The sequence below is a fragment of the Geobacillus sp. YF-1 genome, from assembly GCF_052692335.1.
In genome coordinates this window covers 1,838,043-1,852,874 of the sequence record NZ_CP199850.1, presented here as the reverse complement: position 1 = coordinate 1,852,874, position 14,832 = coordinate 1,838,043, and the positions used below count along the sequence as shown (strand labels likewise).

10 protein-coding genes are annotated in these 14,832 nt (G+C 43.4%); all 10 read left to right on the top strand.

The genetic code is table 11. The annotated features are described in order from the left end of the window. Positions 1-30: 30 nt before the first annotated feature. Positions 31-1,236, top strand: a complete 1,206-nt coding sequence (locus ACTVIM_RS09265; RefSeq protein ID WP_445612396.1) for an MFS transporter — start codon at positions 31-33, stop codon at positions 1,234-1,236. Positions 1,237-2,043: 807 nt separating this feature from the next. Further along, entirely contained in the window at positions 2,044-3,138 is a 1,095-nt protein-coding gene (gene xylF / locus ACTVIM_RS09260; protein ID WP_445612395.1) for a D-xylose ABC transporter substrate-binding protein, read from the top strand. 110 nt (positions 3,139-3,248) lie between these two features. Next, complete coding sequence (locus ACTVIM_RS09255) at positions 3,249-4,832, top strand: xylose ABC transporter ATP-binding protein (protein WP_445612394.1); 1,584 nt, start codon at positions 3,249-3,251, stop codon at positions 4,830-4,832. Next, positions 4,765-5,940 (top strand): sugar ABC transporter permease, encoded by a 1,176-nt coding sequence (locus tag ACTVIM_RS09250; RefSeq protein ID WP_445612393.1) that lies wholly within the window; start codon positions 4,765-4,767, stop codon positions 5,938-5,940. Before ACTVIM_RS09255 ends, ACTVIM_RS09250 begins: the two co-directional genes overlap by 68 nt. A 524-nt stretch (positions 5,941-6,464) precedes the next feature. Beyond that, complete coding sequence (locus ACTVIM_RS09245) at positions 6,465-7,466, top strand: substrate-binding domain-containing protein (RefSeq protein ID WP_031409164.1); 1,002 nt, start codon at positions 6,465-6,467, stop codon at positions 7,464-7,466. 30 nt (positions 7,467-7,496) lie between these two features. Further along, positions 7,497-9,275 carry a cache domain-containing sensor histidine kinase gene (locus ACTVIM_RS09240; protein WP_445614340.1) on the top strand — a complete coding sequence of 593 codons (1,779 nt, stop codon included), beginning with the start codon at positions 7,497-7,499 and terminating at the stop codon, positions 9,273-9,275. A gap of 13 nt (positions 9,276-9,288) precedes the next feature. Continuing rightward, entirely contained in the window at positions 9,289-10,494 is a 1,206-nt protein-coding gene (locus tag ACTVIM_RS09235; RefSeq protein ID WP_445612392.1) for a response regulator transcription factor, read from the top strand. Positions 10,495-10,888: 394 nt separating this feature from the next. Next, positions 10,889-11,965 (top strand): multiple monosaccharide ABC transporter substrate-binding protein, encoded by a 1,077-nt coding sequence (gene chvE, locus ACTVIM_RS09230; protein WP_031409169.1) that lies wholly within the window; start codon positions 10,889-10,891, stop codon positions 11,963-11,965. A 76-nt stretch (positions 11,966-12,041) separates the two neighbouring features. Next, a complete protein-coding gene (gene mmsA, locus ACTVIM_RS09225; RefSeq protein ID WP_445612391.1) occupies positions 12,042-13,583 on the top strand; it encodes a multiple monosaccharide ABC transporter ATP-binding protein in 1,542 nt (513 codons plus the stop codon). Position 13,584: 1 nt separating this feature from the next. Beyond that, positions 13,585-14,808 carry a multiple monosaccharide ABC transporter permease gene (mmsB, locus tag ACTVIM_RS09220; RefSeq protein ID WP_445612390.1) on the top strand — a complete coding sequence of 408 codons (1,224 nt, stop codon included), beginning with the start codon at positions 13,585-13,587 and terminating at the stop codon, positions 14,806-14,808. Positions 14,809-14,832 lie beyond the last annotated feature (24 nt).

The following is a 14,832-nucleotide window of genomic DNA, read 5'->3' as shown; positions in this document are numbered from 1 at the left end:
GTCCGCAAACAGACCAAGGGGGGAGTGGAAGTGCATCGTGGCCCGTGGTACAAGGATCGTGTCCTTTTTCTTACCGCCTCGTTTTTCTTTTGGCTGTCCCTTTTTATTTATATGCCGATCTTATCTCCCTATATTGAAGAGATAGGGGGCACATACTCGTTTATCGGGCTTGTATTAGGCAGTTACGGCCTTATGCAGTTGTTGTGCCGCCTGCCTATTGGGATTGTATCCGACCTGGCACAAAGAAGAAAAACGTTTGTCATTTTAGGGATGGTCTTCGCCATGGGGAGTGGCTTTTTGTTTGCCCTCACCGACAGTTTAGGATGGGCGCTTACATCAAGGGCACTGGCCGGAATTGCCGCGGCAACATGGGTAGCTTTTACCGTGCTGTATTCTTGCTACTTCCACTCCAAAGAAACTCATCGGGCGATGAGTCAAATTTCGCTGATTGTCGTTTTGGCACAACTGACCGGCATGACGGTTAGCGGATATATGGTGGATCAATGGGGATGGCACGCTCCGTTTTGGGCTGGCGGGGTTCTTGGTGCGATGGGCGCCTTTCTTTCTATATGGGTTAGCGAGCCGAAGCGAAACGACGAACGAAGACAAACGATTCAACTGAAACATCTTCTTCTTGTGATCAAGGAACCACAGCTATGGAAAGTTTCTATTTTATCGGTATTGGCTCATGGGATCATTTTTACGACGATGTTTGGCTTTACCCCAGCCTATGCGTTGAAGATCGGTCTAAAAGAAGGAGATTTAAGTATGTTAACGTTTTGCTTTATGATTCCGCATGCCTTGGCGACTTTTTTTATTGGAAAAACGCTCGTTCCGCGATGGGGCAAGTGGGGCTCGCTTCTTATAGCGTTTTCTGGAACAGCGCTGTTTACGTTCATGATTCCAGCCGTTAGTGGAAGCCTTTCTTTCTATGTTGTTCAAGCTGGCAACGGCTTTTTCCTTGGGCTGTTGTTTCCGTTGTTATTAGGAATGGCGATTGAGTTTGTCGATGAGGCCAAGAAAGCAACCGCCATGGGAACATATCAGGCCATTTATGCTATTGGCATGTTTGGCGGTCCGTATCTGGCCGGAATACTGAATGAGTCGATCCGTATCCAATTCGCGTTTTACTTCTCGGGGACGCTCGGGCTGGTCGCAGTCGGATTGATTGTAGCATGGAAGCACGGGGAATGGATTCCATTGCTGAATAAAATGATTCATAAGGAGTATCAATGAGGTTTCTTGCTGCTTAGGCATAAAAATAGTGTTCACACTGCTGTTGATTCTTGACGATGGTCTAATCCCGTTATGCGAAAATTTTTCGTTTGTGAGCGCTGGCTTTCATTTCTATAATAAGTTGCAATAAAGAATTTCCGAATTTTTCGTTGCGGGTTTCATCTAAGTACAAGTCGATATGAGAGGAATCAGCGGGATGTAGAACAAAATTTCAACTTATATAGAAGGCTGGTGAAAAACAGCGGTTGTCCCTAGCTGACGTCCGATGACGTGAAACGAGAAGTGGATACCATAAGGTTTCTCAATAAGGCGGTGAAGCAACCTGCTCCATTATCGCCCGCCATCCTAATTGAAGGATCATGTCCTGCTCCTTTCATGATCAAACGATACAGCCAATTCAAGGGTAAGTTTATGGTTTATAGGGGCACCTCTTCCGAATGGCTATTTGCGCCTACAGGAAAGGTGCTCTTTTTCAGGGGTTGTTGAATGGATAGGAAAGTAAAATTATTTGAGATACTATTTCTCAGTTTATGTGGCATACTTCATACACTGCATACTTCTTTCGGGACGTATAGAATATCTCCTGTGAGACAAGTAGTACAATGGATATCATAGAGATTAGTCTTTAGATAACCACTTTGTTTTTAGACAGTTATCATAAACCTATCATCACTACTGTCTCTACCTCAATATATTCTCTCACAAAATAAAAAGCAAAATCATTTGTTTGTATTATAGACAAACAAAGATAATTGCTTTATAATTTACTTAAAAGTTTTAAAATTACTAGCCATTAGGGGGGTTACTATGAAGAAGGTTTCAAAGTTCTTAAGCCCTGTCTTATTACTTTCTCTTATCTTCCTGTTGTTGTCCGGCTGCGGGCAGGATGTCGCCAAAAATGAAAGCGGAAACAACAGCGGAAATCAGGCGGGCCAAGACAAAAAAATAAAAATTGGTTTTTCGGTATCCGACCTGACGCTTGAAAGATGGCAGCATGACCGTGACATTTTTGTTGAAGAGGCTAAGAAGTTAGGGGCCGATGTTTTAGTTCAGTCTGCAAACGGGGATAGCGAGAAGCAACTGTCGCAAATTCAAAATATGCTTTCCCAAGGGATTGATGTTTTAGTCATTGTAGCCGTTAATACGGAATCCTTATCGCCAGTCATTCAACAGGCTAAAAAAGAAGGGGTCAAAGTGCTTGCTTACGACCGGCTTATCATGAATGCAGATGTCGATGCGTATGTGTCTTTTGACAACGTACGTGTCGGCGAAATGCAAGCGGAATATTTGGTGAAAAAAGTTCCTAAAGGAAACTACTTTTTATTAGGCGGTTCACCGACTGACAATAATGCCAAAATGTTTAGAGAAGGGCAAATGAAGGTATTGCAACCATTAATCGATAAAGGTGATATTAAGGTTGTCGGGGATCAATGGGCAAAAGACTGGCAAGCTTCTGAAGCAATGAGAATTATTGAGAATGCATTGACGGCCAACAAAAACCAAATTGATGCGATTGTAGCATCAAATGACAGCACGGCAGGCGGGGCGATCCAAGCGTTGAAAGCTCAAGGATTGGACGGAAAAGTGGCGATTTCTGGTCAAGACGCCGACTTGGCTGCCGTTCAGCGGATTGTCGAAGGCACTCAATCCATGACGGTGTACAAGCCGATTAAGAGCATCGCGACAAAGTCCGCGGAAGTGGCTGTACAGCTGGCGAAAGGAGAGAAAATTCAAACTGATGAAACGATAAATAATGGAAAAGTGGATGTACCATTTATCAAGTTGAATCCAATCATGGTGGATAAAGATAATGTCATTGATACCGTTATTAAAGACGGATTCCACTCGTATGATGAAGTTTATAAAAATGTGCCCGAAGATAAACGCCCGCCGCGTCCATAATTCGCTAGAATCGATGGACGGACAGCATCTTCGCTTAAAGGCGCGAATGCTGTCCGTCGTTTCTAAACTTAGTTTACCAATTTAACTTTCTTTGTTAGTAGGTGGGATCTATGCAACCATATATTTTGGAAATGAAGGGAATTACAAAAGAGTTTCCAGGGGTTCGGGCATTGGACAACGTGACTTTTTCCGTTCGTAAGGGAGAGATCCATGCCCTTTGTGGAGAAAATGGTGCTGGGAAATCGACGTTGATGAAAGTTCTCAGCGGCGTTTATCCATATGGGACATATGAGGGAAGGATTTATATTGAGGGAAAGGAAGTTCGATTTAAAAACATTAAAGAGTCACAGGCAGCGGGAATTGCTATTATTTATCAAGAATTGGCGTTGGTTGACGAAATGACCGTTGCCGAGAATTTATTTCTTGGTCATGAGTTAATGCGACGGAGATATATAGACTGGAATCGGTTGTACTCGGAGACGCAAAAATGGTTGCAAAAAATCGGGTTGAATATTGACCCGGAAACAAAGATTCGAGATTTAACGGTAGGCAAGCAACAGTTAGTAGAAATCGCCAAAGCACTCGCCCAAGACGCTAAGATCATTATTTTAGATGAGCCGACAGCTGCACTGACGGACAGTGATGTAAAAGTGTTAAAACAAATTCTTCGAGACCTTCGCGCCCAAGGAGTTACTTGTATTTATATTTCCCATAAACTAAACGAAGTTATGGAATTGGCTGACACAGTAACAGTTTTACGTGACGGACAAACCGTTAGTACGGATTCTATTGATCAGTTGACGGAAGAACGGATTATTGCAAAGATGGTAGGTCGGGAACTGGACGAGTTATATCCTTATGAACCTCGAGATATTGGACCAGAAGTGCTTAAAGTAGAAAACTATTCTGTTAGAGATCAAAGGACAGGACGAACAATCATCGGGGATGTCTCTTTTTCCTTACGGAGAGGCGAGATTTTAGGAATTTCCGGATTGATGGGCTCTGGAAGGACAGAACTGTTTACTAGCCTGTTTGGCGCTTATCGCGGAAAGAAAGAAGGAACTGTTTGGATTGATGGCAAACAAGTTCATATTCACCGGCCTTTGGAAGCGATTGAATGTGGAATGGCGTATGTGTCTGAAGATCGGAAAAAGTATGGACTTGTTTTAGAGATGGATATTATTAAAAATACTACTCTTGTTGCATTAAAAAAGGTGGCAAGGCGGCATGTGATTGATCGGGCGCTGGAGGTCAAACAGGCGGAAGAAATCACAAGAAAAATGAAATTAAAAGCCCCTTCTTTAGAAGCGAAAGTATCTCAGCTTAGTGGAGGCAATCAGCAAAAAATCGTGTTGAGCAAGTGGCTCTTGAGCAATCCTAAAATATTAATTTTGGATGAACCCACTCGTGGAATCGATGTCGGAGCCAAATACGAAATTTATAAAATCATTAACGAGCTGGCTAGACAGGGGGTGGCAATTGTTTTGATTTCATCTGAGCTGCCAGAAGTCATGGGAATGTCAGACCGCATTTTAGTCATGTCAGAAGGACGAATAACCGGGGAATTTCAACGACATGAGGCAACGCAAGAAAACATTATGATTTGTGCAACGGGAGGAAAAAAGGATGAAAAATCCAATTCCTACAACTACATTGGGAAACCGAACGGATCAGAAGGTGCAATGGAAATTTGACTTCCGTTCTTATACACTGATTATCGCACTATTTTTAATCGCTGTGATTTTTGGTTTCTTAACTGACTGGGAATTCGTTTCGTCCCGGAATTTGTCTAACTTATTTATGCAAATGTCTGTGATTTCTGTTTTAGCCATTGGAATGACACTGATTATTATAGCTGGTCACATTGATCTGTCAGTGGGTTCGGTTGTTGGACTGACTGGAGGGATTGCTGCGATTTTGCAAGTATGGCATGGTTGGGGGACCATCAGTGTCATTTTAGTGGCAATTGCCGCCGGAGCGTTGATTGGACTCTGGCAAGGATGGTGGGTGGCTTATCGCGGTGTTCCTGCTTTTATTGTCACCTTGGGAGGAATGTTAATTTTTCGAGGGATTTTAATCGGGATTAGCAATGGTGAAACCGTAGCACCGTTAGATAATAGTTTTGAAGCGATTGGAAACAGTTATCTTCCTTATGCAATCGGTTATATTTTAGCGATTGTTAGCATCATTCTATTATTTGTTTCCGTAGAGAGAAATAGAAAAAAACGAAAAGAGCTAGGTTTGGCGCTTAATTCAAAGGCAAATGATTATGGAAAAATATTAGGCTATTCGCTGTGTATTTTTGTTCTCGTGTACATGCTAAACCGTTACTATGGTGTTCCCATCCCCATGCTTATTGTTGTTTTACTAGCGATGATCTTTGTTTTCATCGCTGTAAAGACACCATTTGGACGATATATTTATGCGATCGGCGGGAATATTGAGGCGGCTGCATTATCCGGAATCAACATTAAGAGAGTTGTGCTGTCCGTTTTTGTTTTAATGGGAATTCTCTCTGCCATAGCGGGTGTTCTTTTGACAAGTCGGTTGAATGCCGCTACGGTAAGCGCTGGAGAGATGTATGAGCTGGATGCCATTGCAGCTTGCGTGATTGGCGGTACAAGTCTAATGGGGGGAAGGGGAAACATCATTGGGGCAATCATCGGCGCTCTGATTATGGCTAGTATCGATAATGGCATGAGTATGATGAATATTGAGACTTTTTGGCAATATATCGTGAAAGGGTTAATTTTAGTTATCGCTGTTTGGATGGACATTTCAAATAAGGATAAGGCGAGTTGAATCTCACATGGTTTGAGCGGTTTGATTGAAGAAAAAAGGGAGAGAGCTGGTTCTTTTTCAGGCCAGCTCTCTCCCTTTAAACATGGGGCATTTTGGTATGTGGGCGATGGGGGTGGATACTTGTTCCCGTTCGAAGCATAATTCAATCGCTTCAAATCTGGTACACTTTATCCAATGTACTCTTTTTCATGATTGAACACACCTTGAACCTATTTAAGTTTATTATACTCCCTTTGTTCTCTATATCCATTTTTTGGATTGACATCATTCTAATAGCGAAAAGAGAACAGAACGATTAATCCATCGAATGAAATTATGATGAAACGGTTGTCTCACCTGTTTTTGAGACAATCTTTTTTGTTTTGGATTTTGCCGTTCAGACATGGTACATTGATTAAGGAAAAGCCTTCTCCTATTGCCCTCGAAAGAAACGTCATCTATACTTAGGGGAAATCCTGCATCATTCCGCCAGTTTTTGTTGCCATAAGTTTTTGATTCAGGAGAGTTCAAGGGGGATGAGCATAGTGAAGAAGTTACTACTCATTTATGCTTGTTTAGTCAGTTTGTTTATTCTTTATATATACCGCTATCATTTAGAAATTTCTCGCCTCCGTTTAGCTTCTCAAGGAGAGACAGCGTTTCAAGGCAAACCAGATGAAAAATACGTCATGGTCACTTTCCAATCAGGTATGGATTATTGGAAGCGCTGTCTGAAAGGATTTGAAGATGCAGCGGAAGCATTGAACGTCTCCGTGGAATATCGGGGGGCTACCCAATATGATGTCAACGAGCAAGTCACGGTGCTGGAACAAGTGATCGCGAGAAAACCGGCAGGTATTGCTGTTTCCGCCATTAATCCGACCGCGCTGACAAAGACAATCAATAAAGCTGTTGAGAAAGGGATTCCAGTTGTATTATTTGACTCGAATGCTTCGGGAAGCAAGGCGTTTTCGTTTCTAGGGACGAATAATTATAGTGCGGGAGTGACAGCTGCTCACGAAATGGCAAAACTACTGAGAAATGGCGGAAACGTTGCCGTGATTACCTCCCCCCATCAACTTAATCATCAAGAGCGAACGAGAGGATTTGTTGAGACGATCTATGAAAAATATCCACGAATGCAAGTGGTGGCTGTGAAGAATGGAAAAGGAGACACTATGGTCTCAAAACAGGCGGCAATAGAGATTTTGCGAGATTATCCGGATGTGCAAGGGATCTTTGCCACAGAAGCAAACGGAGGAGTTGGCGTGGCGGAAGCAATCAAAGAGCTAAATAAGAAAGAGATTACGGTCATTAGTTTTGATACAGAAAAACAAACATTAGATTTGGTGAAGGAAGGGGTGATTGCTGCGACATTGGCGCAAGGAACATGGAATATGGGGTACTGGTCGCTGCAGTTTTTATTTCATCTCCATCATCATCTTACCTCACCATCACGATCGGGGGATTTACCGCTACCCGCGTATGTTGATACAGGAATTACGATCGTTACACGAGAAAATGTGGATCATTTTTATGCCAAATGACTACAGAGAAACGAGTGATTGACGTTGCGAATGCTGAAGCGTTGGCGGGTTAGCCATTGGCCGATACGATACAAGTTTGTTTCGTTGTTACTCATCTCAATGATTGTGCCTGCACTCTGCTTAGGAAGCTTGGTAGGGTGGACGGTGGATCGAATTATTGAACGACAAGTAAATGAAAATACGTTGCAATTGATTAGCCAAGTCAATCAGACATTAGAGTTTTATGCCAATAATATGCAAAACGCAACGTATCTGATTGCTTTTAATCCGCAAATAAAAGCGTTCTTGGATCGTAGAGCGCCTCGCAATGATTATGAAATGCGTCAATTTTTGCAAGGAATCACTACGTTGTATCCCGAGATTGCGGGGATTTTAGTTGTTAACGAGTATGGCGACTATATAAGCAATGAAATGTACAGCCGTTCTCCCCGGCCGTTGACAAAGGAATCATGGTATCGTGAGGCTGTGAAAAATAAAGGGATTTTTAAAATGCTCGGTCATCCGGTTGGAAGAAATGTTATTTCTCATGCCCATTATACAAGTGCAGAAGTCATATCCGCGGTTCGAGCCATTGTGGATCCGGAGACACAAAACGTGAAAGGGGTTGTACTGGTTGATTTAAAGTTGAGAGTCATTGCGGAAGCGACCAAAAATATTCGTCTTGGAAAATGGGGATATTTACTGGTGATGGATGAGCAAGGGAAAAGCATCTATACTCCGAGCCGTTCCACAGTGACAGCTGTCCCGATGCGCTGGATCAAAGGAAATAGCGGTTCATTTTTCAAGAACATCAATGGACAACACGTTCAGTTTATTTACCAGCGCTCGCCGTTTACGAATTGGACAACAATCGGAGTGTTTCCCAGTGATGAATCAGCACTAGAAGTGAAAGAAATCCGTTTTTATATCGTCAGTTTTATTTTTTTCGTCTGTTTTATTGCCATTGGCACTTCTTATTACCTGTCGTTTTCATTATCTCGTCCGATCAGCCAGCTGACGGCATTTATGAAAAAAGCGCAAGCAGGCGATTTAACGGTTCGTTATCATGGGGAGCGCATGGATGAAATTGGGATATTGGGTCGAAGTTTCAACCACATGTTGGATCAAATGCAGCATTTTATTTCTTTGGCGGAATGGCAAGAGCGACAGCGGTGGGAGGCAGAGTTGCGGGGATTGCAAGCACAAATTAAACCGCACTTCCTTTACAATACATTAGACACTATTCAATGGATGGCGCGCAAAAAAGGGGCTGATGATGTTGCCGAGTTGGTCAACAATCTGGCAAAGTTGTTCCGCATTGGATTGAGCAAGGGGAAGGATATGATTCGTTTGGCTGAGGAAGTAGAACATACGAAAAGTTATTTACGTATCCAGGAAGTTCGCTATAAAGATAAGTTGGACTATACCTTTGATATTCCGAAACATCTGCAACAATTTTATGTGTTAAAGTTGCTATTGCAGCCGATTGTAGAGAATGCGATTTATCACGGTATCAAACAGAGAAGAGGACAAGGGCATATTTGGATTCAAGCGCGAGAACATGAAGGAGCGATGTATATTTGTGTAAAAGACGATGGCGTCGGAATGTCACGGGAGCGGCTACAAGAGTTGCAGAAAAGTTTAGCCATTGACTTTACATCGGGAGACCAAGAAGGAAAGATGAAAAAGGTGAAAGGGTACGGAATGGTGAACGTACAAGCCCGCTTACAGTTAACATTTGGTCCTCGCTATCGACTGTATATCGATAGTCAGGAAGGGAAAGGGACAACCGTGACAATTGTGCACCCGATCATCCCCCATCTTCCTTAGGAGGAATGGATTCATGTGGAAAGTGTTGATTGCGGACGATGAGGCTATCATTCGTGAAGGAATTCGGGAATCAATCGATTGGCATGAGTTTAACATGGAAGTTGTTGCAGAAGCAGAAGATGGGGAAGAGGCGTTGGAATTCGCCTTGCAGCATCGAGTCGATGTATTGTTTGTCGATTTAAGCATGCCAATTATGGACGGGATTACACTAATGAAGCATGCCCGGGAGAAGTTGCCCCATTGCCGTATGATTGTGATTACCGGTTATGATGAGTTTTCGTATGCACAGGAGGCGATTCGTCTTCAAGTGGATGATTATTTATTAAAACCCACTCATCCGCAGCAATTGCGCGAAGTAGTCGCAAAAGTGAAGGAGAAGCTCGAACAGGAGCAACAGGAAAAACGATATATGGAACTGTTAACAAATCAAGTACAGAAGCATACTCACGTGCTTCGCCAGCAATTAGGAATGGAATGGGTGGCAGGGCGACTGACAGAGGAGGAGATGATCGAGCAACTGTCCTTGCTTGGACTTTCGTGGTCTTGCCCTGCGCAAATCATTGTCATCCAATGGTTTTCATTTAAAAATCAGCCCATTGTGAGCGATCGGGATCGGCAGTTGCTTTTATTTGCCATCGAAAAGGCCGTCTCTGAATTATTGGAAGATGGCGAAAAAATTATTTTTCGCGATTCGAACGAGCTCGTTGTTGTGATCAGCTGGAAAGCGATCAGCGAAGAACAGTGCAGGCAAATTGAAATGGCACTGAGGCAACATCTGCATATCAAAGCTAGTGTATATATAGAAGCAGTGCAGGGAGGAATGGGCGGGGTGAGGGCGGCATATGAAAAATGCAAAGAGCAAATGGAGAAAGAAAGCCGTATTTCTCCGATTGTCCGCCGCGCTAGGCAGTATATACAGAAACACTTTAGCCAGCCGGATTTAACGCTTGAGTCCGTGGCTCAGTTTCTCAATGTTTCCCCGGTTTATTTAAGCCGAATGATCAAACAAGAACTCGGCATTTCATTTACCCATTTGTTGACGAAAACTCGGATGGAGAAGGCGGCGGAATTGCTTTTGTCTACTGAGTTGCCGATTCATGAAATTGCTGAACGCGTCGGCTATGATACACAGCATTATTTCAGCACGGCTTTTAAAAAGACGATAGGGGTGTCTCCAAATCAATATCGGAAAATGCACATAACAAAGGATACCTTTTGAGATGATCAGGGGGGAGCGAGTATTGGATGAGAGGAGACAGATCGAAAAGGTTATCCGTTACCAAAATGGATACAATTAGTGAAAAAGGGTGTCCCGATCCTTATGGGGACACCTTTTTCTTTCCGTGAAAACCTCGTCGGCAAGCGGTCATTTTCATCTCCGGGTGGAGAGCAGATCGCGCTACTCATGGAACTTTCCGCAAAAATGTCCGTACCTTGATCCATCATTCTATGTCGGGATCAGAAGGGGGGTGTCCTCATGGATGTTTTTGAAAACGCTTCAACAAAGTTAAATTTTTATAAAAATAGTTAATTAATTAAAAAGACGGACAATTTGTCCCGTGGTATAGTAAAAACAGAAATTAAATATACGTACAAATTTGAGGAGGGAGAAAATGAAAAAGTCTTTGTTTGTACTAATTTTGTCGATATTTGTCCTGTCATTATCGGCCTGCGGAGGACTTGGAGCGAATGGTGGAAAAAATGGATTTGTCGGCATTTCTATGCCAACGAAATCTTCAGAGCGCTGGATTCATGATGGGAAAAATATGGTGAAAGAATTCGAAAAACTCGGTTATAAGACGGATTTGCAATATGCTGAGGACGTGGTTGAAAACCAAGTATCGCAAATTGAAAACATGATCACCAAAGGGGTTAACGTGTTAGTGATTGCTCCGATTGATGCGGAAGCGTTGACGGACGTGTTGGAAAAAGCGCATAAACAAGGAATTAAGATCATTTCGTACGACCGTTTGATTAAAAACAGCAAGTATGTCGACTATTATGCAACGTTTGATAACTTTAAAGTCGGTGTGCTGCAAGGGCAGTACATTGAACAAAAGCTCGGATTGAAAGAAGGAAAGGGACCGTTCAACATCGAGTTGTTTGCCGGTTCCCCAGATGACAATAACGCCTATTTCTTCTTTGATGGAGCGATGTCGGTATTAAAGCCGTACATTGATTCCGGAAAGTTAGTGGTGAGAAGCGGGCAAACGAAGTTTGACCAAGTAGCGACATTGCGCTGGGATGGGGCGACGGCTCAAGCGCGTATGGATAACTTGTTAAGCGCGCATTATACGAATGCTCGCGTTGATGCGGTTTTGTCCCCGTATGATGGCATTAGCATCGGCATCATTTCTTCCTTAAAAGGGGTCGGTTACGGAACTCCGAGCAAGCCGATGCCGGTGATTACTGGCCAAGATGCGGAATTGGCTTCGGTGAAATCGATTATCGCAGGGGAACAAACGCAAACGGTGTTTAAAGACACGAGGGAATTAGCGAAAAAAGCAGTTGAGATGGCGGATGCGGTGTTGAAAGGGAAAAAGCCGGAAGTGAACGATACGAAAACGTATAATAACGGAGTTAAAGTTGTCCCAGCGTATTTGTTGGAACCGGTTTCGGTTGATAAATCCAATTATGAAAAAGTGTTGATCGACAGCGGCTATTACAAAAAAGAAGATTTGGAAAAATAAAAGATGCCGAGAAAACGGATATAAGGGATCTGCAACCCCTTATATCCGTAACTCTCTGACAAGGGGGCAACAGAAGATGGCTGAATTTATTTTAGAAATGAGGGGGATTACGAAGCAATTTCCTGGAGTAAAAGCGCTTGATAATGTGAACTTAAAGGTGCGGGAAGGAGAAATTCACGCGCTTTGTGGAGAAAACGGGGCAGGAAAATCGACATTAATGAAAGTGTTGAGCGGTGTTTATCCGTACGGCACGTATGACGGAGAAATTTTATTTAAAGGTGAAGTATGTAGATTTAAAGATATTAAACAGAGCGAACAGTTAGGAATTGTTATCATTCATCAAGAGTTGGCTTTAATTCCGTATTTATCTATTGCCGAAAATATTTTTTTAGGGAATGAACGAGCGAAAAAAGGCATCATTAACTGGAATGAAACGATTGCTCAAACAAAAAAACTGCTGCAGAAAGTCGGATTAGAGGAGTCACCGCATACATCGGTCGGCCAACTTGGTGTCGGCAAGCAGCAACTTGTGGAAATCGCGAAGGCATTGGCCAAAGAAGTCAAATTGCTTATTTTGGATGAGCCGACAGCGGCTTTGAATGAAGATGACAGCGAAAACTTGCTGAATTTGCTTTTGGAATTGAAACAACAGGGCTTATCGGCCATTATTATTTCCCATAAATTAAATGAAATTGCTAAAGTCGCTGATTCGATCACGATTTTACGGGATGGAAAAACGATTGAAACGTTGGATATGAAACATGATGAAGTGACCGAAGACCGGATTATCCGTGGAATGGTTGGGCGCGACTTAACCAATCGTTATCCGACAAGAACACCGAAGATCGGCGAAATCATATTTGAAGTGAAAAATTGGACGGTGTATCACCCCGTTTACTCCGAGCGCAAGGTGATTGATGACGTCAATCTGTCGATTCGTAGAGGAGAAATTGTCGGGATCGCTGGCCTCATGGGGGCGGGACGAACGGAATTGGCCATGAGCATCTTTGGTCGGTCATACGGAAAGAAAATCAGTGGCGAAGTATGGAAAAACGGGTCCAAAATCGATGTCAGTGATGTCAGCAAGGCCATTGCTAATGGAATTGCTTATGTAACAGAAGACCGCAAAGGGAACGGGCTTATCTTAATGGAAGATATCAGGAAAAACATTACCCTTTCACGTTTAAGTAAAATCTCGAGTCATTTGGTCGTTGATGAAAACCAAGAAATTGTTGAGTCGGAGCGCTTTCGTGACCAATTCAAAATTAAAACGCCAAGCGTATTTCAAAAAGTAGAAGCCCTTAGTGGGGGAAATCAGCAAAAAGTGGTGCTGAGCAAGTGGATTTTCGCTGAGCCCGATATTTTGATTCTTGACGAACCGACACGGGGAATTGACGTCGGCGCGAAATATGAAATTTACACAATCATTCAGCAGCTAGCCGATGCAGGGAAGGGCATTTTAATGATCTCGTCCGAGCTTCCGGAAATTCTTGGCATGTGCGATCGAATTTATGTGATGAGTGAAGGGAGAATCACTGGCGAGGTGCCACGGGAAGAAGCGACCCAAGAAAAACTAATGAGGCTCATGACGAAAACAGCGATTCAGGAGGGAGCATAAAATGGAAGCACCAATGCGGAAAGCAGTGCATCATTCCTCAGGGCAATCTGTAGAAAATCAACGGTTATCGCTCGGTCAGTTGATCAAAAATAATATGAGAAGTTCCAGCATGGTGATCGCTCTCATTTTGATTATGTTATTGTTTCAAGTGTTAACTGGGGGCATTTTGTTGCGGCCATTGAATATTACAAACTTGATTTTGCAAAACAGTTATATTTTGGTTCTGGCTGTCGGCATGATGCTTGTCATTATCACTGGACATATTGATTTGTCTGTCGGATCGGTGGCAGCTTTTGTCGGGGCATTGGCCGGCATTCTGATGGTTCAGCACCAAGCATCAGTGTGGTTGACAATGCTCATTTGTTTATTGCTCGGAGCCTTGATTGGCGCATGGCAAGGATTTTGGGTGGCGTACGTAAACATCCCATCGTTCATTGTTACATTGGCAGGGATGTTGCTGTTTCGGGGGTTGACAATGGTTATTTTGGAGGGACAGTCGATCGCTCCGTTTCCGAAAACATTTCAAAACATGAGCTCTGGATTTCTCCCAGACGTATTTCATGGCGGAGCGATTCATCTGTTCACGATCGTGATCGGTGTTGCTGCTTCCCTCTTGTTTATTGCACTGGAATGGAGAAAACGAAACAGCCAGAAGAAATATGGGTTTGCCGTCGTTCCTGCGCCGATGTTTGCGTTGAAACTCGCTGCGATCGCCGTTGTGATCATGATTTTCACTTATATTTTAGCGACGTATGAAGGAATTCCGACGATTCTAGTGATTTTGGCTGCGTTGATCATTGCTTATTCCTTTGTGGCGAATCGGACGGTCGTCGGCCGCCATATTTATGCGATTGGTGGTAATGAGAAGGCTGCGCAATTGTCCGGCATTAAAACGAAACGCGTCACATTTTGGGTGTTTGTTAACATGGGTGTGCTGGCCGCTTTGTCCGGATTGATTTTTGCCGCTCGCCTCAACGCCGCGACGCCGAAAGCGGGGAACTTGTTTGAGCTCGATGCCATTGCGGCATGCTTTATCGGAGGTGCATCCGCTTATGGCGGTGTTGGCACGATCGGGGGAGCGATTATCGGCGGTCTTGTGATGGGTGTGATGAACAACGGCATGTCGTTGTTAGGGTTGGGGATTGACTGGCAACAAGCCATTAAAGGGCTTGTATTGCTTATTGCGGTCGCTTTTGATATTTACAACAAAAACAAAGCTGCTTAATGCGAAAGCGAAGGGCCAAGCGCA

What these genes read in the sequence shown, in the direction of transcription:
- xylF (WP_445612395.1), top strand. Translation starts at nt 2,044, where the DNA reads ATGAAGAAGGTTTCAAAGTTCTTAAGCCCTGTCTTATTACTTTCTCTT.
- ACTVIM_RS09255 (WP_445612394.1), top strand. Translation starts at nt 3,249, where the DNA reads ATGCAACCATATATTTTGGAAATGAAGGGAATTACAAAAGAGTTTCCA.
- ACTVIM_RS09250 (WP_445612393.1), top strand. Translation starts at nt 4,765, where the DNA reads ATGAAAAATCCAATTCCTACAACTACATTGGGAAACCGAACGGATCAG.
- ACTVIM_RS09240 (WP_445614340.1), top strand. Translation starts at nt 7,497, where the DNA reads ATGCTGAAGCGTTGGCGGGTTAGCCATTGGCCGATACGATACAAGTTT.
- ACTVIM_RS09235 (WP_445612392.1), top strand. Translation starts at nt 9,289, where the DNA reads ATGTGGAAAGTGTTGATTGCGGACGATGAGGCTATCATTCGTGAAGGA.
- chvE (WP_031409169.1), top strand. Translation starts at nt 10,889, where the DNA reads ATGAAAAAGTCTTTGTTTGTACTAATTTTGTCGATATTTGTCCTGTCA.
- mmsA (WP_445612391.1), top strand. Translation starts at nt 12,042, where the DNA reads ATGGCTGAATTTATTTTAGAAATGAGGGGGATTACGAAGCAATTTCCT.
- mmsB (WP_445612390.1), top strand. Translation starts at nt 13,585, where the DNA reads ATGGAAGCACCAATGCGGAAAGCAGTGCATCATTCCTCAGGGCAATCT.